17 protein-coding genes and 1 rRNA gene are annotated in these 23,612 nt (G+C 49.0%); 15 read left to right on the forward strand and 3 right to left on the reverse strand.

Annotation, left to right across the window (positions count from 1 at the left end; translation table 11 throughout):
- Positions 1 to 124 precede the first annotated feature (124 nt).
- Positions 125 to 2,569 carry an O-antigen ligase family protein gene (locus Q5741_RS21005; RefSeq protein ID WP_305026071.1) on the reverse strand — a complete coding sequence of 815 codons (2,445 nt, stop codon included), beginning with the start codon at positions 2,567 to 2,569 and terminating at the stop codon, positions 125 to 127.
- Between the two features lie 139 nt (positions 2,570 to 2,708).
- On the opposite strand from Q5741_RS21005, the gene Q5741_RS21010 reads away from it, so the two are divergent.
- The 11 genes from Q5741_RS21010 to Q5741_RS21060 all read left to right on the forward strand — a co-directional run bounded on the left by Q5741_RS21010 (position 2,709) and on the right by Q5741_RS21060 (position 15,769).
- On the forward strand, positions 2,709 to 4,073 hold the full coding sequence (locus Q5741_RS21010; protein WP_305026072.1) for an ABC transporter permease: 1,365 nt from the start codon (positions 2,709 to 2,711) through the stop codon (positions 4,071 to 4,073).
- Positions 4,074 to 4,086: 13 nt separating this feature from the next.
- Positions 4,087 to 5,304 carry an ABC transporter ATP-binding protein gene (locus Q5741_RS21015; protein WP_305026073.1) on the forward strand — a complete coding sequence of 406 codons (1,218 nt, stop codon included), beginning with the start codon at positions 4,087 to 4,089 and terminating at the stop codon, positions 5,302 to 5,304.
- Positions 5,301 to 6,704 (forward strand): class I SAM-dependent methyltransferase, encoded by a 1,404-nt coding sequence (locus tag Q5741_RS21020; RefSeq protein WP_305026074.1) that lies wholly within the window; start codon positions 5,301 to 5,303, stop codon positions 6,702 to 6,704. Before Q5741_RS21015 ends, Q5741_RS21020 begins: the two co-directional genes overlap by 4 nt.
- Before the next feature lie 34 nt (positions 6,705 to 6,738).
- The gene (locus tag Q5741_RS21025) at positions 6,739 to 9,090 is read left to right on the forward strand and encodes a glycosyltransferase family 2 protein (RefSeq protein WP_305026075.1); all 2,352 of its coding nucleotides are present in this window, start codon (positions 6,739 to 6,741) and stop codon (positions 9,088 to 9,090) included.
- Positions 9,087 to 9,827: a sugar phosphate nucleotidyltransferase gene (locus tag Q5741_RS21030; RefSeq protein ID WP_305026076.1), complete on the forward strand. Its 741-nt coding sequence runs from the start codon at positions 9,087 to 9,089 to the stop codon at positions 9,825 to 9,827. Before Q5741_RS21025 ends, Q5741_RS21030 begins: the two co-directional genes overlap by 4 nt.
- A 23-nt stretch (positions 9,828 to 9,850) precedes the next feature.
- Positions 9,851 to 10,399 (forward strand): dTDP-4-dehydrorhamnose 3,5-epimerase, encoded by a 549-nt coding sequence (rfbC, locus tag Q5741_RS21035; protein WP_305026077.1) that lies wholly within the window; start codon positions 9,851 to 9,853, stop codon positions 10,397 to 10,399.
- Positions 10,400 to 10,425: 26 nt separating this feature from the next.
- Positions 10,426 to 11,448: a dTDP-glucose 4,6-dehydratase gene (gene rfbB, locus Q5741_RS21040; RefSeq protein ID WP_305026078.1), complete on the forward strand. Its 1,023-nt coding sequence runs from the start codon at positions 10,426 to 10,428 to the stop codon at positions 11,446 to 11,448.
- On the forward strand, positions 11,445 to 12,311 hold the full coding sequence (rfbD, locus tag Q5741_RS21045) for a dTDP-4-dehydrorhamnose reductase (RefSeq protein WP_305026079.1): 867 nt from the start codon (positions 11,445 to 11,447) through the stop codon (positions 12,309 to 12,311). The genes rfbB and rfbD overlap by 4 nt, the downstream gene beginning before the upstream one ends.
- Positions 12,312 to 12,427: 116 nt before the next feature.
- Positions 12,428 to 13,366 (forward strand): glycosyltransferase family 2 protein, encoded by a 939-nt coding sequence (locus tag Q5741_RS21050; RefSeq protein WP_305026080.1) that lies wholly within the window; start codon positions 12,428 to 12,430, stop codon positions 13,364 to 13,366.
- Positions 13,367 to 13,448: 82 nt separating this feature from the next.
- Positions 13,449 to 14,372, forward strand: a complete 924-nt coding sequence (locus tag Q5741_RS21055) for a glycosyltransferase family 2 protein (RefSeq protein ID WP_305026081.1) — start codon at positions 13,449 to 13,451, stop codon at positions 14,370 to 14,372.
- Entirely contained in the window at positions 14,369 to 15,769 is a 1,401-nt protein-coding gene (locus Q5741_RS21060) for an undecaprenyl-phosphate glucose phosphotransferase (protein ID WP_305026082.1), read from the forward strand. The genes Q5741_RS21055 and Q5741_RS21060 overlap by 4 nt, the downstream gene beginning before the upstream one ends.
- A gap of 76 nt (positions 15,770 to 15,845) precedes the next feature.
- On the opposite strand, the gene Q5741_RS21065 is transcribed toward Q5741_RS21060, so the two are convergent.
- Positions 15,846 to 16,319: a hypothetical protein gene (locus Q5741_RS21065; RefSeq protein ID WP_305026083.1), complete on the reverse strand. Its 474-nt coding sequence runs from the start codon at positions 16,317 to 16,319 to the stop codon at positions 15,846 to 15,848.
- Positions 16,320 to 16,591: 272 nt separating this feature from the next.
- On the opposite strand from Q5741_RS21065, the gene Q5741_RS21070 reads away from it, so the two are divergent.
- The 3 genes from Q5741_RS21070 to ligA all read left to right on the forward strand — a co-directional run bounded on the left by Q5741_RS21070 (position 16,592) and on the right by ligA (position 21,746).
- Positions 16,592 to 17,302 (forward strand): heptaprenylglyceryl phosphate synthase, encoded by a 711-nt coding sequence (locus Q5741_RS21070; protein ID WP_305026084.1) that lies wholly within the window; start codon positions 16,592 to 16,594, stop codon positions 17,300 to 17,302.
- Between the two features lie 28 nt (positions 17,303 to 17,330).
- A complete protein-coding gene (pcrA, locus tag Q5741_RS21075; RefSeq protein WP_305026085.1) occupies positions 17,331 to 19,652 on the forward strand; it encodes a DNA helicase PcrA in 2,322 nt (773 codons plus the stop codon).
- A gap of 75 nt (positions 19,653 to 19,727) precedes the next feature.
- Positions 19,728 to 21,746 carry an NAD-dependent DNA ligase LigA gene (gene ligA, locus Q5741_RS21080; protein WP_305026086.1) on the forward strand — a complete coding sequence of 673 codons (2,019 nt, stop codon included), beginning with the start codon at positions 19,728 to 19,730 and terminating at the stop codon, positions 21,744 to 21,746.
- Positions 21,747 to 21,793: 47 nt separating this feature from the next.
- Here the strand turns inward: ligA and Q5741_RS21085 are convergent, their stop codons facing one another.
- The gene (locus tag Q5741_RS21085) at positions 21,794 to 23,059 is read right to left on the reverse strand and encodes a molybdopterin-dependent oxidoreductase (protein WP_305026087.1); all 1,266 of its coding nucleotides are present in this window, start codon (positions 23,057 to 23,059) and stop codon (positions 21,794 to 21,796) included.
- Between the two features lie 479 nt (positions 23,060 to 23,538).
- Here Q5741_RS21085 and Q5741_RS21090 point away from each other — a divergent pair.
- A 16S ribosomal RNA gene (locus Q5741_RS21090) occupies positions 23,539 to 23,612 on the forward strand; the annotation flags it as partial.

Raw genomic sequence — 23,612 nt, forward strand, 5'->3', positions numbered from 1 at the left:
ATATGTCTTCCGTATTTCGCCCATGAAAAATCCCCTCCAAGTAAACATTAGTGCGCTTTTTACACACTGTCTACTTAGAGGGGATAATATCACCTTGACCGGGCAGCTTCTTCGATTAGATTATTTAGAAGGTCATCGCTGCAATGCTTTGAATCTTGGAGCCTTCCGCAGGATCAATCTGAATGAGCTTATCATAGAGGGCCTGGTCCTTCTGCCTCAGCTTGCTTAAGGCTGCGAGGTACCAGCGGGCCGTTTCCCGATTGGCAGCATCGTTCAAGTCGTCCCTGAGGCCGCCTTTCAACGTGGCGGCAGCCTGTTCAGTTTGAGTGGTCATATATTGCATTTTACCTGCATTTAGAGCAATAACAGGGGTGACTTCGAATGGACGGCCCTGCATCTGGCCTGCGGGCAATGTCTTCAGATGAGCAATGCCGTCCAGCACATGCTGGTAGGCCTTCAGGCCATTCTGATAGTACAGGTTATTTTTTTGTTTATCCTGATTACCCAGTTCGAAGGATTTGGCGATTAAGGTTTCGTACCACTGAATATCCCACGCAAAGTCAGGCGCCTTTTCCATCAGCAGCTGATAAGCTGCATCCTCCTTACCAAGCAGCTCATTGTGGGAAATGAGCCGATAGAGCATGTTTTTGTTGTGCGGCTCTGCTGCCAGCCCCCGGTCAAGCAGAATTTGATCTTCTTCCATATACTGCTCATCCTTGGTTTGCTTGTAGGCCGACTGATAAAGTGTTGACTGCAAAACGACAGAGTCCGGATGAGTGTTCCGAATGGAAAGATCCTTATTCAGAGCCTGCTGGATGCTCTCATAGGACTGACTGCTCTGCGCAAGACCGCGGGCTTCTACAGCCGCATTCGCAGACTGGATGAAACGGATGGAAGTGAAGAACAGCACCAATCCTGCGATGCCAATGAATACGGTATAACCGATTCTGGCTCCTTTTCCAGAGGTGGACGCCTTAGTCAGCGGTTTATTGTCCATGTGTGCAGCCATGCCGCTCAGACCGATAAAGACAAGCATACCCATAAACACGTAGCTCATATTAAAATCCAGTAGGCTGTGAATGAGAATAGATAATGTGATAATGATGAACAAAAAATGAGATTCGCGTTCCTGTTCGCTGTGCTTGATGTACCCTCTGATATATTTATAGAAGATAAAAATAATAAAAGCCATAAAGACGATGAAGCCTACCAGACCGGTCTCGACGAGATACTGCAGGAAGAAGTTATGAGCCTGTCTGCTGGTATAAGGGTTGTTCTGGTACTGCTCGTACAGCGCAGCCCATGCTCCTCCTCCGGCACCGATCAGCGGATAATCCTGCCACAGCTTGGCGGCATCCTTATAGAACGTGATTCGCTCCAACACGCTGTGCTGATTTAAATTAATATTCTCGAGCCGGGTTTCTACATTCTGCGGCAGGATGGAACGCAGGCCTGTGCCAATGAGAAGAAAAGCAACGATGGCTGCCAGCACAACCGAACCGAGCGGAATCCATAAGCTGGCTGCTTTTCGCTCAGACCACCCATGGAGCATGCGCTCCAGCCGGGGAGCCAGCAGCTTCTCGACCAGCCAGCTTAAACCTGCTCCGACCAGCGAAGCGACGAGGAGATAAGCCCAACCCTTGGCAGATGCGCCTGCAGAGGTCTTCTCATGCAGCTGGAGACCCAGATCCGTGATTGGAGTGAGTACGGCGAGAGAAACCACACCGGCCAGCACGCAATGGATGAACCACAGCAGCTGCTTGGCAGGACGGAGGAACAAAAGCAGCAGAATGAATACGACCGGAAGCAGCACCATCCCACTGCGGGACAAAGTGAGCAGCAGTGAAATCAGAATCGGTACAAGCATCAATCCGTGTACCAGCTTGCCGGCCGTACTCTTGGCTTTGGTCAGGCAGAATACGGCAGCCAGCAGAAAAGCCATCAAAAAAGCGGCATATGTATTAGCATACTGAAAAACAGAGGTTAAACGGGGGCCGTTGGCATCCACCCAGATGGCATCCACATACACTCCATCCCGGACCCAGCTTGTGACCCAGCCGACCAGCGAACCGGCTAATTTGGACAAGCCAAGCCAATTCAGCAGTCCAAAGCCGACAATAAGATAAGCAATCGCCATCAGTGCATTTTGCATGATGCGATTTGCCTGTCGATCTTGGAGCAGGTAGAGCGAAATCATAAATAAAAATGCATACATCGCTTGAATCAGCACCATGTTCATGGCCAGATAATGTGAGGCTGCGGTGGCCAGTGACAGCAGATAGGTCAGGGGAAGCAAGAGAACTGCCACTAACAGCCAATCGCGCTGCCCTGAGAGCCGGATGTCCTTAAAAAAGGCCGCCATCCAGACAAACAGCAGCAGACAGGAGATGATGAGGGCTGTATAAATCGCCTTCTCGAAATCCAGCAGCTGGCCGTTAAACAGCGCAACCTGGAAGGGGGACCATAATAAAAAACCGATCATACCAATTAATAAAACCCACAGAATAGCGGGCCTTTTCTCGTCTCGGCTCGACGTTTTCGTCGGTTTACCGTATACTGGATTCGACAACGTTCTAATCTCCTTTTCCTGTAGTTACGACAATATTTTAGCATAGGAAGGCTTTGGGATAAACGGTTAATGCAACCATACCCGGCCTCTTAGCGTCTTTCATTCAGGAATAAGGTGAAGTTAGGGGCTATTTGAAGCGATGAGATTGCTAAAGAGATGGATTCTGCTGGTTATCACCCTGTGTGTGGCGGCCAGTGTTTATTTGGTGTTTATTGAGTATTTCAACCAGCATCGCCCGTTCTATCTTCAATTTGAGGTTAGCAAGAATACGGCAGGCGAGCTGCAGCTGTTCGCAGCCGGAGAAAAGCTGGATTGGAGTGAAGACCGTTCCGTTAAAGTGGAATATCCTGATGTGTCTCATTGGCAGAAAGTCAGGATTAAAGTTCCGGAGGGCGGAGCTTTTCTCAGATTGGATGAAGAAGGGCAGTTCGGAACAATTATAGTTCGTAATATGAGTCTTGATTCCGCGAAGACGGTTCCTATATCTTTTGTAGGACAAAGACTTCAGCTGCACGAAATGAAAATGTACTATCAGGATGCCGAGGAGCTGCAGCTGCAAGCGTTTGGCCGGGATCCTTACTTTTATATCGATGCTAGTTTATACTTTGCCGCAGCAGGGCAAGGGGCCCGGCTGCAGGATCAGCTCTGGAGTGCCGCAGGCGCCATGGGCTTTGGAGTGCTGTTCTATTGTATTGCCCGTTATTCGAGAGATTCCTTGCGGTTTATACGGGAGGTTGCAGCCGGAAGAAAACTGGTGTTCAATCTGGCAAAAAATGATTTCAAAACGAAATATGCTTCTTCCTATCTGGGTGTACTGTGGGGCTTCATCCATCCGCTGCTCACGATCGCGACCTACTGGTTTGTATTTCAGGTGGGGCTCCGCAGCGGGAACGTCTCGGATATGCCTTTTATTCTCTGGTTTATTGCCGGGATTATCCCCTGGTTTTTCTTCTCGGAGGCTTTGTCAGGATCAACGAACGCATTTTATGAATACAGCTACCTGGTGAAGAAGGTTGTATTTCAGATCCAGCTGCTGCCTGCAGTGAAGATCGTTTCTGCACTGTTTGTGCAATTATTTTTTGTGGTATTTATTTTTCTCGTTTACGGCTTTTATGGTTATCCGCCTACATGGTTTAATCTGCAGATTCTTTATTACATAGCTGCTATGTTGGTACTGGTCACTGCCTTGGGGATGATGACATCCGCTATTGTTTTGTTCTTCAAGGATTTAACTCAGATTATTACAGTTGTGCTGCAGATCGGCTTCTGGTTCACCCCCATTGGATGGTCGGTAACTATGCTCTCCGGTTTCTGGTCGGTTCTATTTAAGCTGAATCCGATGTTCTACATTGTACAGGGCTACCGGGACTCGCTGATCGACCATATTTATTTCTATGAACGCCCGATTGAGACGCTGTATTTCTGGTTGTTCTGTCTGACAGCACTGACGCTGGGGATCAAGGTATTTAAGAGATTGAAGCCGCATTTTCCAGATGTGCTATAGGAGTGGTTTGAAGATGATGATAGACATACAGAATGTTGTGAAAATGTACAAGCTCTACGAGAAACCGACAGACCGCCTGAAGGAAGCTATTCTGCCGTTCAAGAAGTCCTACCATCAGGTGTTTAATGCCTTGAGCGGTGTCTCATTCCAGGTAGAGAAGGGGGATGCCCTTGGTATTCTCGGACGCAATGGCTCCGGTAAATCAACGCTGCTGAAGATGATCACCGGAGTGCTTACCCCGACCAGCGGATCTATCCATGTACATGGGCGCATTTCGGCCATTCTGGAGCTGGGAGCGGGTTTTAACCCCGAATACACCGGCCGGGAGAACATCTATCTGAATGGTCTGATGATGGGCTACACCAGAGAACAAATGGAGCATCGTATCGACGATATTATCCAGTTTGCCGATATCGGCACCTTTATTGACCAGCCTGTCAAGGTCTACTCCAGCGGGATGTTTGCCAGGCTGGCTTTTGCCGTGTCCATTAATGTGGAGCCGGATATTCTCATTGTGGATGAAGCCCTTGCCGTAGGAGATATCCGCTTTCAGACCAAGTGCATCGACAAAATGAAGCAGCTTCGGCAGGATGGTACGACGATCCTGTTTGTCTCTCATGCCACAGAGCAGGTGAAACGCTTTTGTAATAAGGCGGTGTGGCTGAAGGACGGACAGGTCGAGGCCTTTGGTGAAGCGAGCGAAATTGTGGATGTGTACGAGGATTATATGAAGAACGGGGACGATGCTGCTGCGCCTCCGAAGGAAATGGCAGAGCAAGCGGTCCAGCCGGTCCTGGAGAATGAAGGATTCTCCAAGCCGGCCAATCCGGACATTCTCGGTCTGATCAGCAGTATATCGCTGAACAAGGATGCTTTTAAAACCTTTGATGAGTTGATTGTGGAAGTAGAGTATGAAATCTACGAGGAAGCGATGGATGATCTGCTGCTGGGTGTCGCTCTATATACGCCCAAACGTGAATACATTTTCGGGCCTAATACCCATCTGGAGAAGATCAGCATCCCCAATTCAGTGGGAAGACACAAGGTAAGGTATATCGTGCCGGAACTTCCGCTGCTGGGCGGAACTTTTTGTGTCGATGCGGGGTTATTTAATAATGAAGGACTGGTTTGTCTGCATTATCGGCAGGAGGCTGTATCCTTTACCATTACGAACAAATATTTCTCCGAAGGGCTTCTTTACATTAAGCATAGATGGGAAGTGCTCGAATGATTCATGTTGCATTTGACCAGTATCAGCGGTACAACCACGTTCGGCTTATGGTCAACCGGCTGCGGCGGCAGGGACAAACCTTCCGGATTCTTGAAGTGGGCGCGAACGAGCATCAGAATCTGGAACAGTTTCTCCCTGAGGATGATATTACGTATCTGGATATCCAGCTGCCGGAGCATCTTCGGAACAACCCCAAATATATACTTGGCGATGCGACAGCGATGACATTCCTTGATGAAGCTTATGACATCGTGGTGGCACTGGATGTATATGAACATATTCCGCCGTCAGGAAGAAGAGCTTTTATCGACGAGCTGATTCGTGTCAGCAGCCAAATGTGCCTCATTACGGCTCCATTTCACTCCACGGCGGTAGTAGAGACCGAGAAGCGGGTGGATGCGGTGTTTCGCTCCTTTTTTCACCAGTCCTTCATTTGGCTGGATGAGCACCGGATGAATGGTCTTCCGCAGCTGGACGAGCTGCAAAGCCATCTTGAGGAAAAGGGCGTTCCGTTTGGTGTATGGGGACATGGTAGTCTTGATCTGTGGGAGCGGTTAATGAACGTTCACTTTGTGACAGCTCAGAATCCCGCGCTTCTTACATACCGTCAGGAAGTCGACCGTTACTATAATCAGTTTGTATTTGATTCAGATTACAGTCAGGAATCCTACCGTAAAATCGTGGCCATTACAAAAGGGTCTGATCCGTCTGTGCTGCTGCCTGATGCGAGATACGATGTGCCAGATCCCGTTCGAGGGGGACTGCGTAGGATTGAAGAGATGTTTTACCGTCTGGCCGATCTTCTCCCCTTACAGCAACACGCTGCAGATAATGAACGGCATGATGCTATTCAGATATACGTAGATCAAGGTGAGGGCTTTAGTGAAGAGAAGAGCCTTCTCCAGCCGCTGCAGTCGGGCTGGATCGAGGGACTGATTACTTCGCAGCCCCATTGGAGCCAAGTTCAATCCATCCGGATTGACCCGTCTCATCTTCGCGGGGCATTCATCATTAGGGAGTTTGAGATCACCGACGGGCAGGGCAAGGTGTATCAGGAACAGCCTAGAATGACTGGAAGCTATATTGCGGTTCCCGGCACGGATATTTGTCTTTTCGCTCAGGATGACCCTTATGTTGTCTATGAGTTCTCTAGACCGCTTCATCTGGGACAGTTGAAGGTTAGGGTTGAGCGTGTGGATGAGGAAGGGCTATTCCGCTCGCTTGCTGCACACAAACAAGATCAGGACGACCAGCTGACCCAGCTCAAAAAAGATTCTGAAGAACAATATGCCAAGCTGAATGAAGCGCATGCGCATACACGACAGCACCTGGATTCTATTCTGAATTCCCGTTCCTGGAGATGGCTTGTACGCGCGAAACGGCTGTTAGGCAGAAAGTAATCAAGACATTAAAGATATATAAGGAGGGCTCGACGTGTTGAAACCGGCTTTGAAGAGAATGATCATTCTCTTATCCCTGTTGACCGGGAGAAAAAGCAAAATCACGCTGACACCTCTTTCCGACCTGGAAGGGGGCGACGGTGTCTGGAGAGCAACCGGATATGACCCGGCCTTTATGCTGCACGGTTGGTTTGCTGCAGGATGGAATGAGCTGTTCTGGTACGGGGAAACCGAGGATTATATTCCGCTCAAGCTCTACTGGGACTCCGGTCAAGGCTTCTCGGAAAGTCAAAGCTTCGTCTTCGGAGAAATTCCAAAAGGAAAACAGGCATACCGGAAGCTGGTCTATATCCCCAGGGATGCGGTTCATGTCCGCATAGACCCTGGTGAGAAGAAGGTTCAATTTGTATTCAGGGATATCCGCATGAAGAAGGTTACCAAAGCGGCTATCGCCTGGCGGTCAGTGAAGGAATATGTCGGCCATCGTGGTTTCAGCTACACCACCATAGCCAAGCTCTGGGGCAAGGGCCGCGAAGTATGGAGAAATGAAGGCTTAAAGGCGGTGTGGTCAAGGATCAAGCAGAACTCCGGTATTGAAGCCAAGGGTTCCATCGGGGACTACCCGCAGTGGATGAAGGAATCACAGGAATCCTATCGTTCGACAGCTTTCATACAGGATAACATTGCAAGCCTGCCTTACCAGCCCCTGATTTCGGTTATTGTGCCTGTCTATAACGTAGATGAAGTTTGGCTTCGTAAATGTCTGGATTCTGTGCTGAATCAATACTACGGGAATTGGGAGCTCTGTATTGCCGATGATGCATCCACGGAGCCTCATATCAAGCCATTGCTGCAGGAGTATATGAAGAAAGACAATAGAATCAAGGTAATATTCCGTGATGAGAATGGCCATATTTCCAGATCCTCTAATTCTGCGCTGGAGCTGGCAGTTGGAGAATATGTCGCCCTGCTGGATCATGATGACGAACTCGCACGTGAAGCACTGTATGAGAATGTGCTGCTGCTGAACGAACATCGGGATGCGGATGTCATTTACAGTGATGAGGACAAAATCTCGGTCAAAGGCGAGCGGCATAATCCGTTCTTCAAGCCGGACTGGATGCCAGACCAGCTGATGGGACAGATGTATACCTGCCACTTATCCCTTTACCGCAAGACGTTGATTGATCAGGTAGGCGGCTTCCGTGTCGGTTACGAGGGCAGCCAGGACTTTGATCTAACGCTCAGGGTAGCAGAGCGGACAGATCGCATTTATCATATTCCCAAAATTCTGTATCATTGGCGTACGATACCGACTTCGACGGCATCAAGCAGCGGGTCCAAGGACTATACACAGGATGCGGGTTACCGGGCGGTTCAGGATGCCATTCGCAGAAGGGGGATTCCTGCAAGCGTGGAGCCAGTGGCAGGACGAAGTAATACATACAATGTGAAGTACGAGCCTGTGGGTGAACCAAAGGTCTCGATTATTATTCCTACCCGTAATATGGCTTCCACTCTCGAGTTATGCGTGCAATCGATTTTTGAAAAAACCGATTACCACAACTATGAAATCGTGGTTGTTGATAACGGCAGTGATGAAGAGGAAATCTTCCGTCTGTATGAGCGCTGGACTGTGCAGGAGCCGGACCGCTTCAAGGTTCATACGCTGGATATTCCCTTCAATTATTCCAGGCTTAATAATTTTGGAGTGGAACAAACGACAGGGGAACTGCTGCTGCTGCTGAACAATGACATTGAGGTCATCACGGCCAGCTGGCTGAGAGATATGGCCGGTCAGGCGATCAGGCCGGAGATTGGTGCGGTAGGGGCAGCTTTGTATTATCCGGACGACACGCTTCAGCATGGCGGTGTGGTGTTAGGAATTGGTGGTGTAGCTGGACATAGTCACAAGCATTTTCCGGCGAACCATCCGGGTCACTTCAACCGTCTTTGCATTCCTTCTAATTACACGGCAGTCACCGCTGCTTGTCTGATGCTGCGCAAAGAGGTGTACTTGGAGGTCGGAGGACTAGAGGAGCAGCTGCAGGTTGCCTTTAATGATGTGGACCTCTGTCTCAAAATCTGGAGCAATGGCTACAACAATATTTGGCTGCCGGATGTCAGACTGTACCACTACGAATCGAAGAGCCGGGGGTATGAGGATACACCGGAGAAGAAAGCGCGTTTCTCCAGCGAATACGAATGGATTAAGGCAAAATGGTCGGATGTGCTCGCCAACGACCCTGCCTATAACCCGAATTTGGCTGACAATAGGGAGGATTTCTCAATCGGACATTATCCCAAAGGGAAGTATCGGAATAACCAGGCAGTCTGCCGCTATCCGCGCAAACCGCTTGCCATAACAAGGGAGGTACATTCATGAAAGGCATTATTCTCGCCGGAGGCACCGGTTCAAGACTATATCCGTTGACGAAGGTGACCAACAAGCATCTGCTCCCTGTGGGCAGATATCCAATGATTTTTCATGCCGTATACAAATTAAAACAGGCTGACGTCAAAGACATTCTTATTGTTACAGGCAAAGATCATATGGGCGATGTGGTCAATCTGCTGGGCAGCGGCAGCGACATGGGCGTCTGCTTTACGTACAAGGTTCAGGACGAAGCGGGCGGTATTGCTCAAGCGCTGGATCTGGCTGAACAGTTTGTTGGAAACGATCAGATGATTGTTGTATTGGGTGATAACGTATTCGAGGACGATATTTCGGTGTTCGCTAATAATTTCCGCCAGCAGGGAACAGGTGCCAAGATTCTGATCCAGAAGGTACCGGATCCGAAGCGCTTCGGTGTGCCTGAACTTGAGGGTAATCGTATTATTTCCATAGAGGAAAAACCTTCTGATCCCAAATCCGATTATGCGGTGACTGGCGTATACATGTTTGACCGTCAGGTGTTCGACATTATTAAGACACTAGAGCCTTCAGCACGCGGTGAATTGGAGATCACAGACGTTAACAATGCATATATTAAAAGAAACCAGCTTACCTTCGATATCCTTGAAGGCTGGTGGACCGATGCAGGCACACATGCTTCGCTGGCCCGTGCCAATGAGCTGGCTCAGAATCTCGTATTCGGCGAGGAATTTGGCAAATTTAAATAATATACCCTGGAAGGAAGGTTGCTATGAAAGTCATTCCATTAGCACTTGAAGGTGCCAAGCTGCTGGAACCTGTCGTTCACGGGGATCATCGCGGTTTTTTCATGGAGAGTTTTAACGAGCGGGTGCTGCATGATCTGGGCATTAAACATTCTTTTATCCAGGATAATCACTCCTTATCCGCTGAGCCGGGTGTCATCCGCGGGCTGCACTACCAGCTGAATCCGAAAGCTCAAACCAAGCTTGTCCGTGTGCTGTCCGGAGCTATTTATGATGTCATTCTGGATTTGCGCAAGAGCTCGGCCACGTATGGACAATGGACCGGTGTTATTCTTAGTGAATATAATAACCGTCAGCTGCTGGTACCTCAGGGCTTTGCCCATGGTTTCTGTACACTTACACCAAACGTACAGGTTTTATATAAAGTAGACGAATATTATTCGCCCGAGCATGATCGCGGTATATTATGGAACGATCCTGCACTGGGAATCGACTGGCCGGTAAGCAGAGCGATCCTGTCCGAGAAGGACCAGAAGCACCCGGTGTTCACCGATGCGGAGCATCATTTTGAATAAACAATAATTAATAAGGTGGGTTGTCCATGAAACTGCTTGTCACCGGCGGCGCCGGTTTTATCGGCAGTAATTTTGTACTGTATATGCTGGAGCAGCATCCGGATTATCATATTGTGAATGTGGATGCGCTGACCTACGCAGGGAATTTAGAGAACCTGAAGTCCGTGGAGAACCATCCGAATCATACCTTTGTTAAAGCGGATATTACGGACCGTGCTGAAATGGACCGTTTGGTTGCGCAAGGTGTAGATGTAATTGTAAATTTCGCTGCCGAATCTCATGTGGATCGCAGTATTCTTGAGCCTGAAGTCTTCGTGAACACCAATGTGCTGGGAACCCAGGTGCTTTTGGATGCTGCGAGAAAGTATAACATCACCAAATTCGTACAGGTCTCAACGGACGAGGTTTATGGCTCCTTGGGCGACACAGGTCTCTTTACCGAAGATACACCGTTGTCCCCGAACAGCCCATATTCCGCCAGCAAGGCCGGAGGAGACCTCCTGGTTCGTGCATATCACGAGACCTTTGGCCTGCCGGTTAATATCACGCGCTGCTCTAATAACTACGGTCCTTATCAATTCCCGGAGAAGCTGATTCCGCTCATGATCTCCCGCGCACTGAATGATCAGCCGCTGCCTGTATATGGCGACGGGTTGAATATTCGAGACTGGCTGTATGTAGAAGACCACTGCAGTGCCATTGATCTCGTTATTCACAAAGGCCAGATCGGTGAAGTCTATAATATCGGCGGCAATAATGAACGGACGAACGTCTATATCGTTGAGACCATCCTTGAGGAACTGGGCAAGCCCGACTCTCTGATCACCTATGTTCAAGACCGTCCGGGACATGACCGCCGCTACGGAATTGATCCACACAAAATCACCAGTGAGCTCGGATGGAAACCGATGCATAATTTTGAAACGGGGATTAAGGAAACCATTCGGTGGTACCTGAACAATCAGGACTGGTGGACACGGATACAATCCGGTGAGTATCAGGACTATTACAACCGTCAATACGGCTCTCGTCTGGGAGACAGCCAATGAAAATTCTGATTACAGGAGCCAAGGGGCAGCTGGGGTATGACACCGCGAAAGTGATGACACACGCTGGTCATGAAGTTCTCGCCTGTGACAGGCAGGAACTGGACATTACCGATCTGGATAGCTGTCACCGTGTCGTGGGTCAATTTCGCCCGGATGCTATTATTCACTGTGCCGCCTATACAGCTGTGGATGCGGCGGAGAGCGATGTGGATGGTGCCTATACGGTTAATGCCAGCGGAACCCGCAATATGGCAGTAGCGGGTGAACGAGTCGGCTCCAAATTGGTATATATCAGCACAGACTATGTTTTCGACGGATGTGCATCCCAGCCTTACCGGGAATATGACAATACATCGCCACAGACGGTATATGGGCAGTCCAAACGGGCCGGAGAAGTGCTTGTCCAAGGACTTTCCTCCAAATGGTTTATCGTACGTACTTCCTGGGTATTCGGGGTGAACGGGAACAACTTTGTGCATACCATGTTGAAACTGGGTCAGGAAAAACCGCTGCTCCAGGTTGTGCATGATCAGATTGGATCACCTACGTATACTGCGGATTTAGCGCAATTTATCACCAGACTGATTGAGACTGAAAAATATGGCATCTACCATGCTTCAAACTCTGGGGCCTGCAGCTGGTACGAATTTACACAGGGTATTCTCGAGGAAGCCGCTGATATTCTCGGAATCGAGGTTACTGCTAGACTTGAGCCGTGCACAACCGAGCAGTTCCCTCGGCCTGCACCGCGCCCGGCAAATTCGGTACTAGACCATGGATCTATTCGCAGCAACGGTTTTAGCGATTTACGGCCATGGCGTGAAGCGCTTCGGGATTTTCTATTTGAATTGAAGGACAACTAATTTGTGGCCGCGTGAATCAGCGCGGTCATTTTTACTTTTGGAAGGAATCGTCGTCCGCTTGTGGAAAACAAAAACAGTGTAAATCACGTCATCTTATTGAGCAGAGGATTTATTATATGAATAAAACATTAAGCATCCATATCGTAACCTATAACAGCGGGGATGATATTGGTGCCTGTCTTGAGGCTGTGCACCGGCAGACGTATCCTGTTCATGAGATCATTGTAATAGACAATGATTCCGCGGATGGGACTGTCGCTGAAGTTAAGGCTGTTCAAAACCGATTCGGCGGCAGATTGAAGCTAATCCGCAATCCTAACAATGTAGGATTCGCCCCGGCACATAACCAGGCCATTCAAGCCACTCAAACCGACTACGTGCTCGTGCTAAATCCGGACGTAACGCTGACAACAGAGTATACGGCGCAGCTGATTAACAGGATGGAGCAGGATAAGAGTCTTGGAAGCGCGACAGGCAAGCTTCTTCGCAAAGATCATCCTGATCGGATTGACAGCACTGGCATTGTAATGAACCGTGCGCGGCGCGCTTTTGACCGGGGAGCTGGAGAACCTGCTGCCCGCTGGGCCCACTCCGGAGAAGTGTTCGGTGTGTCGGGGGCCGCTGCTTTATATTCGAGAGCGCTGATTCAGGATATCAGTAAGGACGGAGAATTTTTTGACCGCTCTTTTTTTGCATACAAGGAAGATGTGGATGTCGCCTGGAGAGCGCAGCTCCTAGGTTGGCGCGCTTATTATGATGCCCAAGCAGCAGCCTTTCACGGGAGAGGCTGGAAGGAAGGGGGCAGACAAGCCCAGCCCTTATTCATCCGCCGTTTATCCTATATCAATCGTTACAAAATGATGTTTAAAAATGATCGTTTCCCTGCTCTTGCTCGAGATTGCCTGCATATTCTGGCTTACGAGTTGGGCAGCCAAATCTACTTTTTGTTTAGAGAGCCTGGTGTCTTGTCTATATGGACAAGCTTCTTCAAGGAATACAAAGATTTGGCAGACAAACGGCGCTGGGTGCAAAAGAGATACAGAAATAACCAATAGTTTCTCCAAAAAATGACGATCCTCTATATCGTTATGCTATAATTATCGTCAGATTACTAATTTTGTCAGGAGCGTCTTTTCTATGGATGTAAGTATATTGATCGTCAGTTATAATACCTGCCGGCTGACATTAGACTGTCTGGACTCCGTCTTTGCTTCCAAGACAGGTTACCAGTACGAAGTTATTGTAATTGACAACCAGTCGTCGGACGACTCGGTTCAAGCGATCGGAGACAAATACCCTGAAATTACGCTGATTACAAACGATGAGAATACGGGCTTTGCCACAGCGAACAATCAGGGCATGGAAGCGGCACAGGGAAGGTATATCCTGCTGCTAAATTCAGATACGGTGATCCAGGATGACACGCTTCAGACCATGATCGAATTTATGGACAACAACGAGAACGTAGGCGCCTCAGGCTGCAAGGTGATTCTTCCTGACGGTAGTCTGGATAAAGCCTGCAAGCGTGGATTTCCGACGCCGTCGGCTTCGTTCTATTATGCTTTCGGCTTCTCTAAATTTTTTCCCGATCACCCGAAGTTTAACCAATATCAGCTGGGTCATCTCGATGCCGACGAGGCGTATGAAGTGGATTGCCTGGTAGGCGCGTTTATGCTCGTTCGCCGTGAGACCATAGATCAGATTGGCGGACTGGACGAAACCTTCTTTATGTATGGTGAAGATATAGACTGGTGTTACCGGATGAAGCAAGCGGGCTGGGGAATATATTATTATCCGCAGACCTGCATTGTGCATCTTAAGGGGGGGAGCGCCCGCCTGCGCCCGAAGAAAGTAATCTATGAATTTCATAGGGCAATGTGGGTCTTTTACCGAAAACATTACAGTAAGCAATATAACCTGTTTACAAGCACGGCCGTTTATCTGGGAATCGGCGTAAAGCTAGGGGCTGCAATGATCAAACGTCAGGTTATGCTGGCACGTCCCAAACCGAAGCTGGAGCCCGCAAGAACCAAGCCGGCAAGTTCTGAGGTGAAAGCGTGATTCGTCGAAATCAGCGTTTTTTATCCCTTTTGTATAAAATAGCAGATTTTGCAGTCATTCAAATTTCGTTCCTGCTGGCATGGTTCGTTAAGTTCGAGAGTGATCTTGTTCCTCATGTCAATCCCCTGCCAGTCTCTATCTACGGAAGGTGGAGTCTGGTATACGGCGCTGTTGCCATCTTGACCGGTATGCTGGTATCGCTATATTCAGCCAAGCGGAAGAAACGTTTTGCTGATGAAATGATCAAAATCTTACAGACGCATGTTATCGGCTTGTTCGTGCTGCTCAGCTTAATGTTTTTTGTAAAAGAAGTTGATATCTCCCGCTCCTACCTGGCAATCTACATGGTAAGCAACCTTTTTCTTATCGGGCTGTACCGTTTTATTGTGAAGCAGGTGCTAAAGAAGGTAAGGGAGAAGGGTTACAACCGTCAGTACGTGCTAATTCTCGGTGCCGGTTCACTGGGAAGGCAGTTCTATAACAATCTGAAGCAGTATCCGGATCTCGGTTATGAGGTGTTTGGCTTTTTGGACGATCAACAAGTGTGGTCCCCGGAGGAAAACAGGCAGTACCGTCCGATTGTGGGTACCATTAACCAGCTGGGAGAGATTCTGACGGAAAATTTAATTGATGAAGTCATCCTTGCGCTGCCCCTGGATGCTCATCATCGTTATCCCCACATTATTAACACTTGTGAGAAAGCCGGCGTGCGGACACTGATTATTCCTGATTTCTTCGATTATTTGCCGGCCCGGCCGCATTTTGATCATTTCGCGGGGATGCCGATGATCAATGTGCGGGATATTCCGCTTGATGTGACGGTAAACCGTCTGTTCAAACGGACCTTCGATATTGCATTCTCGCTGCTGGCCATTTTGATCACATCTCCGCTGCTGACGGCCATTGCGATTGGTGTGCGGTTATCCTCGCCCGGGCCGATCATTTTCAGACAGGAACGGGTGGGATTAAACCGCCGTACCTTCACCATGTATAAATTCCGTTCCATGAAGATTCTGCCGGATGGCATGGTCGATACCGGATGGACAACCGAAAATGATCCCCGACGCACGACCTTTGGCACGTTTCTGCGCCGGACGAGCCTGGATGAGCTCCCGCAGTTTTTTAACGTGCTGTTCGGCCATATGAGTGTTGTAGGACCAAGGCCGGAGCGGCCTTATTATGTAGAGCAGTTCCGTGAGGAAATCCCCAAATATATGGTGAAGCACCATGTGCGTCCCGGTATTACGGGATGGGCACAGAGCAATGGCCTGCGCGGAGATACTTCCATTGAGGAGCGCATTAACCATGATATTTTCTATATTGAGAATTGGTCCTTGTTGTTCGATGTGAAGATCATTCTGCGAACGATCCGGAACGGTTTTAAAAATGCTTATTAAAGTAACAGAACCTCAAAATAAAAAGAGTCAGCCTTTTTATCAGCTGACTCTTTTTATTTTATTGAATTGGAAGCGCTTATAGAGGCAGATGGTCACGAACAGATAACCAGATCTTCGCTGTCGAACCGTCAGATGTACTGAAATTAAAGCGCCAGCTGCCGCCGTGGGTACTGTTAAGCGTTATCTCCGTTGTGGCAGACTCTCCAGGCGCTAATGTTCTATTATTCATCCAAATTACATCTTTAGGTGAATACAAGGTATATCTAATTGTTTTTTTGCTTGGGTTATTTAAATAGATACGCACCTTCTCTGGGGACGCTTTGCCAGTATAATAGAAACTTTGATTCTTCACGCCATCAATCGTAACGTAATCGCTGAATACATCTCCGTTGTCTTCCATCGGGGTAATCAGGCTGTTGGTCTGGTTTTGGCTTATAGGATAGCTGGAATCAGCCTCTGAATTAGTTAGTGCATCTGCATGTGTCGGTGAAGCTAAGAGCGAAACTGCAATCATGGATGACAGGGCGGCTGGGATAACATACTTTTTCATATTTACTCCTCCTAATAAAAATTTACTTCAAAGTTATTTCCTGGGACATTTACTATTAACGCATTTGTTTGTTTTGTTAACGCATAATTTTAAAAATGGGAAAATAATACTATTAGTTAAGATGGTGTTTTTCTTTTGGAAAGGAATATATGTTCGTTTTTTGTCTTATCTAAATTGACACTCTATGTTTACTGTCTTAGACTGAGATGGAGTGTTTTTCGTTAATAGTGAAGTGAATTTTAGTGTTTATGTAATATAAAGGATGGTTGTAAATGGAAAACGTCAAATCGTGTCTCAGCTCCTGGAGACATGTGTTCAAATTGGACCCGGACCGCGAGCTGAATGACGAGATGCTGGATGCGATCTGTATGTCCGGCAGTGATGCCATTTTGGTAGGGGGATCGTCAGGCGTTACTTACGAGAATACGGTGGATTTGCTGTCGCGAATTCGTCGTTATGAAATTCCCTGTGCCCTGGAGGTGTCTGATCTGGAGGCGGTCGTGCCGGGCTTTGATCTATACCTGATTCCGATGGTTCTGAATACGAACGATACCCGCTGGCTGGTTGGCCAGCACCAGCAGGCGATCGAACAATATGGCTTTATGATCCCCTGGGATATGCTGGCGGCGGAGGGCTATATCATCCTGAATGGAGAGTCCACAGCAGCCCGTGTGACAGGTGCGGAGGCGGGGCTTAACAGCCGTGAAGCTGCAGCCTACGCACAGATTGCGGACAAGCTGATGCGCCTTCCCATTATTTATGTAGAGTACAGCGGTACTTTCGGAGACATGGAACTGGTACAATCCATATATAGAACGGTATCCCAATCACAGGTCTTCTATGGTGGGGGAATTGACGACGTGTCCAAAGCCCGCCAGGCTGCCCGCGTGAGTCACACGGTCGTCGTAGGGAATGTCGTTTACGATAACTGGGCAGCAGCATTAGAGACGGTACAGGCCGTCAAAGAGACCCCTTTGAGTTAAAAGCACAACAGGAAAGGAGCATGCTTGCATGCAATTGATTAATATACAGGATGCCGTTGCCCGGCTGAACCCGCAGCAGCGCAAAGCGGTGGAAGCGACAGACGGTCCTCTTCTGATTATGGCTGGCGCAGGCAGTGGCAAGACCCGGGTGCTGACGCACCGGATCGCCTATCTGATTGCTACGAGAAAAGCAGCACCGTGGAGCATTCTTGCCATTACCTTTACGAATAAAGCAGCCCGGGAAATGCAGGAGCGTGTATCCAGACTGATCGGCAATGAAGGCCGGGATATCTGGGTATCCACGTTTCACTCGATGTGTGTAAGAATTTTGCGCAAGGATATTGAACGGATCGGCTTTACATCAAACTTCAGCATTCTGGATTCCTCAGACCAGCTGTCTGTGATCCGGAACTGCATGAAGGACCAGAATATCGATACCAAGAAATTCGAGCCGAAGGCGATTCAGGCAGCCATCAGTACGGCGAAGAATGAATTGGTCACTCCCGAGCAATACGAGGCGAAGATCGGGGATTATTTTGAAGGCATTGTGGCGAAAGTATATTCCATGTACCAGAAACGCCTGAAAAGCAACAACTCGCTCGACTTTGACGATCTGATTATGTCTACCATTCAGCTTTTCAAAGAAGTGCCTGAGGTGCTGGATTACTACCAAAAGAAGTTCCAGTACATCCACGTGGATGAATATCAGGATACGAACCGTGCGCAGTACATGCTGTGCAAAATGCTGGCAGACAGTCATCACCGTCTCTGTGTCGTGGGCGACAGCGACCAGTCGATCTACCGCTGGCGTGGTGCAGATATCAGCAATATTCTGAATTTTGAAGAGGATTATCCTGAAGCCACTACGATCCTCCTTGAGCAGAATTACCGTTCGACCTCGACCATTCTGAATGCAGCCAACGAGGTGATCAGCCAGAATACCGGCCGTAAGCCGAAGAAGCTGTGGACCGACAAGGACGGCGGAGCGAAGATCAAGGTATACCGCGGTAATTCAGAGCATGATGAGGGTTATTTTATCGCGTCCGAGATTAACAAAAATATCAAGAACGGCCGGATGTACGGCCAGCATGCCATTCTATACCGCACGAACGCGCAGTCCCGGGTCGTCGAGGAAGTGCTGATTAAGTCAGATATCCCGTACCAGATCGTCGGCGGCATCAAGTTCTATGACCGCAAAGAGATCAAGGACATTTTGGCTTACCTGCGCCTGCTCTCCAACCCGGATGATGATATCAGCCTGACCCGTGTCATTAATGTGCCAAAGAGGGGCATCGGCGATACAACAGTAGCCAAGCTGGCAGCAGCTGCAGCCGAGCGGGGCGCTTCTATTTTCCGTGTGCTTCAGGTGGTGGATGATCTTGGGTTTGCGGGGCGGACTCGCAATGCGTTGGTTGAATTCTACGATATGATTGAGAACCTTCACCGTATGGTAGAGTTCCTGTCTGTTACGGAATTAACGGAGAAGATTCTCGAGGATTCCCAGTACCGTCTGGAATTCCAGAACGAGAATACGCTGGAGTCCCGGGCCCGTCTGGAGAATATTGATGAGTTTCTGTCTGTAACGATGGAATTCGAGAAAAATAATGAAGACAAATCACTCGTCTCCTTCCTGACGGACCTGGCTCTGATTGCAGACATAGATTCCATGAACGACAATGATGAAGAGGAAGCCGCAGATGCGGTTGTCCTGATGACCATGCATAGTGCCAAGGGTCTGGAGTTCCCGGTCGTATTCATCGTCGGGATGGAGGAAGGTGTATTCCCACACAGCCGGGCTTTCCTTGACAATGAGGAGCTGGAGGAAGAGCGGCGCCTGGCCTATGTGGGGATTACCCGTGCGGAGGAGCAGCTATTCCTGACCTGCGCGCAGATGCGTACCTTGTTCGGCAGAACAACAGCCAATCCGCCTTCCCGGTTCCTGGATGAAATTCCGGATGAACTGAAGGAGGATACGGTCATCGCCAAGGACCGTTACCGCAGAGGTTCCAACGTCGGCGGCTCTTATGGCGGACGCGGTCTCGGGCAGAGCAAGGGTGGCAGCAACTTCGGCACAGCCCGCTCGCTGGACATGATGAGCCGCAGTGGTTCCACCGCTTCAGCCGCGGCCAAAGTAACCGTTACGACAGGCGGGGCTGCTTCGAAGCCGGCGGCAGCGGGCGGCAGCGCTTTTGCAGCCGGTGACAAGGTGCAGCACGGCAAGTGGGGCACCGGTACCATCGTCGCGGTTAAAGGCACCGGCAACGACATGGAGCTGCAGATTGCTTTTCCTGCACCGGTTGGTGTCAAGCGTCTGCTTGCAGGATTTGCTCCGATCACTAAGGTAGAATAATTATGAACGGCTTTCAGGCGGAGAGAGATTGCTTTCTCCGCCTTACATATAACATTCACGGAGGGATAACCCTGCATGGATCCAATGCACAGTATGGAAGAACTGGTCGCCAAGCTGAATCAATACAATTATCATTACTATACGCTTGATGCACCTCTAGTCAGTGACAAGGAATACGATGCGCTTTATGATCAGTTGGTCTCTCTTGAGCAGGAGAGCGGGATTGTACTGCCGGATTCCCCGACCCAAAGGGTAGGCGGTGAGATTCTGAAAGGCTTTACGCCGCATCGTCATCTGGCACCACTCTGGAGTCTAGATAAGGCGCAGAACATTGAGCAGCTGCGCAGCTGGAATGCACGGGCGGTCAAGCTCGTGAACGATTATAACAGCAAAAACCCGGACAGCCTGCTGCCGCAGCTTCAATATGCGCTGGAGCTGAAGTTTGACGGCCTGACCCTGAATCTGACCTACACCGACGGAAGGCTGACGCAGGCTTCCACGCGGGGGAACGGAACCGTTGGAGAAGGGATTCTGGAGCAGGTCAAGACGATTAAATCCGTACCTCTAACGATCCCCTTCCACGAAGGGACAATTGAAGTACAGGGTGAAGGCATTATGAATTTGTCTGTTCTGGCGAAGTACAACGAGACGGCTGCTGAACCGCTCAAGAATGCACGGAATGCGGCGGCGGGTGCACTGCGCAACCTGAATCCGAAGGTGACAGCAGAACGTCGGTTGAATGCTTTTTTCTATAATGTGGGGTATGCCGAGAACATCACTTTCACTTCCCACAAGGAAATGATGGACTTTTTGCGCGAGAACCGTTTTAAGGTGAATCCGTATCTGACGTATTTCGATAACTTTGATGATGTTATGGAGCATCTGGCTGAGATTGAACAGACTCGCAGTGAGCTAGACTTTCTGATTGATGGTGCGGTCATCAAGATAACGGATATGCGAATTCGTGAAATAATGGGGTATACAGATAAATTCCCGCGCTGGGCTGTTGCCTACAAGTTTGAAGCGGAAGAGACAACGACTGTGCTGCAGTCTGTGACCTGGAATGTAGGGCGCACGGGTAAAGTGACGCCACTGGCACGCGTAGAAGCGGTCGAGCTTGCTGGGGTCACAGTACAGAACTGTACGCTGAACAATGTCGGTGATATCGAACGCAAGAATCTGAAGTTTGCTCTGGGCAGCCGGGTGTTTATTCGCCGCTCGAATGATGTTATCCCGGAGATTCTGGGCAAGGTGACAGAGGAGAACGATGGCGAGGAAATTATCTATCCGGAAACATGTCCTGCCTGCGGTTTCCCGCTGGAGCAGCGTGGTGCACATCTGTTCTGCAATAACAAACTGGGATGTAAGCCGCAGATCGTAGCCCGGATCACCCATTTCGCATCCAGGAATGCCATGGATATCGAGACGTTTAGTGACAAAACAGCGATTCAGCTCCATGATGAGTTAAATGTCCGGGAACCTGCCGATCTGTTTACTCTTCAGTTTGATGATTTGATTAAGCTGGAACGTTTTGGAGAGAAGAAGGCTAACAATCTGCTCGACTCTATCGAGAAGTGTAAGACACGAGATCTGGCTTCCTTCCTGTACGCTCTTGGGATTCCGAATACAGGTAAAGCGACTACGCGGATGCTGGCCGAGCATTTCCGTGATCTCCATAAGGTGATGAGTGCTTCAGTTGAGGAATTAGTGGCACTGCCGGATGTAGGTGACATCGTGGCTGAGAGCATCGTTTCCTTCTTTGCAGATCCGTTTACACAGGCGGGCATTGAGAAGATGCTGGCCCTTGGCGTAGAGGCCAAGGCGCCGGAAGCGCCAAAGCCGGTCAGTACCGATTCTTACTTCAATGGTAAAACAGTAGTTCTGACCGGAACGCTGCACCAAATGACCCGGGACGAGGCGACCAGCCGGCTAGAAGCGCTCGGCGCAACCGTAACCGGCAGTGTATCCAAAAAGACGGATATCGTCGTAGCTGGGGAAAAGGCAGGCAGCAAGCTGGCCAAAGCCCAGCAGCTTGGGATTGAGACGATTGAAGATGAGGATGAGTTTATTCGTTTGCTGAATCAACAAGCATAGTTGCAAATAAAAACAGGATTCTACCCATGTAGAATCCTGTTTTTTGCTTAAGTGGAACTCTTTTTGCGGAGGCTGGGAACCCAGGCATCTTTGTCGTAACCCCGTTCTTCCCAGTAACCAATATGATCCTCGGCGATGAGCTCGATGCGGTTCAGCCATTTGACCGACTTATAGGCGTACATTTGAGGAACAATTAATCTTACAGGCCCGCCAAGGTCGCTGGGGATCAGCTTTCCGTCATGCATGACAGCTACAAGAACATCGCCCATTTGTTGATTCTGTTCAAGAGAGATCGCGTCAGTATACACACCATCACCGGAGTAGAACTTAATTGTTGCAGCTTCAGGTTTCACACCAGCCATCTTCAGCAGCTGTGTCAGCGGGATGCCTTCCCATGTATTCTTGAATACGGACCAGCCTGTTACACAGTAAAAGTCACTAACCTGGACGGAGCGCCTGATCTCAAGGAACTGCTCCCAAGTTAACGTCATAGGCTTGTTCACGAGACCATCAATACTGAAAGACCAATTGGTATTCGTAAAAGAAGGAATGTCGGTAACCGTATAGACCCTGAAGTTACCTTCTGCCCCTCCGCCGATTGGGGGAGCGGACTGGGGCAGCGGATGAGGAGCTGGAGACATTCGATTGGCATCGTTCTCAAAATAACGCTCGTTACTTGATTGATAGGCGATTGAATTTTTGGCCCAACGGATAAAGGTAGGACCCAAAGTAAGAGCTGCCCCGGCTCCTACTGCCGTACGTAGAAAGGCCCGACGAGTATAAAAAGGTTGCGGACCTGTACTCTCGGCTTCCGGCACGGCGTTAGGCTGATTTTTATTTGGAATAGCCCGACGGTGGGTATCTTTGAGCCATTTGGTCCGGGTAATCGAGTGATAGATGATGTAAGGCAGACCGACCCAGGTCAGCAGATCATGGATCCAGAGCGCCTGTCCTGACCAACGGGGACCGACGGCTTTAAACTGCCACAAAAGAACACCAGAGATGAACCATCCCACCAGGAGGATCAATACAATAATCGTATTAACCTTTTGCCAAGGCCGATCCCTAAGCTGCTTCCAGTGCTTTCCGGCAAGTAATAAATAGTAGATAACCGGAACAAGCATAGCAAGACCTACAATAATATGAAGCCATTTCAGCCAGATACGGCCGGCGCCCAGTACTTCACGCCAAAAGCCCCCCAACAGAATCAATCCGCTGACGGCCAGAATCACAACGATCCAGGCATTCCAGCGGTGAAGGGAAGCCAGCTTTTTGCCGTATCCTTTACGCAGCTGCTGCAGCCAAGCCTTCAATGCGGCACCTCCTGTTATTATTCGAAATTGGAACAATGATATCTAATTGTATAATAACTTTAAACGGAGGTACTTAAAACTATGGTAGGATAATTCAGCTTTATTAATTGGCCGCAAAGAAGGTAGAGGATAAGCTGTTGTCCGGTTGGGAGCTGCGAACAAGAAGAGCGGCGGATAAACAAAAGAGGAAACCTGGAGAAAGATAAAAATGCAAAAAATTAGTTGTTGCTAACTAACTAGCTATCATGATATATTCTTTAAGTCAGCTCAAACGAGTGGTGTTGTTGAAGAAGTTACCAAAAAAAAGAGTTGACAACTGGTTGAAAAAAATGATATAATATAATTCCTGACGGAGAACAACAGTTACCTGAAGGGTAAGTTCTTTGAAAACTGAACAAATGGATGATGAATTTAATTGATTCTTATGTTTAATGAGAATCGCTAGCAAGTTTTTGAGCTTATCGCTCTTTTCAATAACTTTATTGGAGAGTTTGATCCTGGCTCAGGACGAACGCTGGCGGCGTGCCTAATACATGCAAGTCGAGCGGGGTTT

Origin of the sequence: Paenibacillus lacisoli, from assembly GCF_030580655.1 — a bacterium.
GTDB lineage: Bacteria > Bacillota > Bacilli > Paenibacillales > Paenibacillaceae > Paenibacillus > Paenibacillus lacisoli.

Coding starts and splice junctions, on each gene's coding strand:
- rfbB (WP_305026078.1), top strand. CDS start 10,426: ATGAAACTGCTTGTCACCGGCGGCGCCGGTTTTATCGGCAGTAATTTT.
- Q5741_RS21020 (WP_305026074.1), top strand. CDS start 5,301: ATGATTCATGTTGCATTTGACCAGTATCAGCGGTACAACCACGTTCGG.
- Q5741_RS21065 (WP_305026083.1), bottom strand. CDS start 16,319: ATGAAAAAGTATGTTATCCCAGCCGCCCTGTCATCCATGATTGCAGTT.
- Q5741_RS21010 (WP_305026072.1), top strand. CDS start 2,709: ATGAGATTGCTAAAGAGATGGATTCTGCTGGTTATCACCCTGTGTGTG.
- Q5741_RS21030 (WP_305026076.1), top strand. CDS start 9,087: ATGAAAGGCATTATTCTCGCCGGAGGCACCGGTTCAAGACTATATCCG.
- Q5741_RS21015 (WP_305026073.1), top strand. CDS start 4,087: ATGATGATAGACATACAGAATGTTGTGAAAATGTACAAGCTCTACGAG.
- Q5741_RS21050 (WP_305026080.1), top strand. CDS start 12,428: ATGAATAAAACATTAAGCATCCATATCGTAACCTATAACAGCGGGGAT.
- ligA (WP_305026086.1), top strand. CDS start 19,728: ATGGATCCAATGCACAGTATGGAAGAACTGGTCGCCAAGCTGAATCAA.
- rfbC (WP_305026077.1), top strand. CDS start 9,851: ATGAAAGTCATTCCATTAGCACTTGAAGGTGCCAAGCTGCTGGAACCT.
- Q5741_RS21070 (WP_305026084.1), top strand. CDS start 16,592: ATGGAAAACGTCAAATCGTGTCTCAGCTCCTGGAGACATGTGTTCAAA.
- Q5741_RS21055 (WP_305026081.1), top strand. CDS start 13,449: ATGGATGTAAGTATATTGATCGTCAGTTATAATACCTGCCGGCTGACA.
- rfbD (WP_305026079.1), top strand. CDS start 11,445: ATGAAAATTCTGATTACAGGAGCCAAGGGGCAGCTGGGGTATGACACC.
- pcrA (WP_305026085.1), top strand. CDS start 17,331: ATGCAATTGATTAATATACAGGATGCCGTTGCCCGGCTGAACCCGCAG.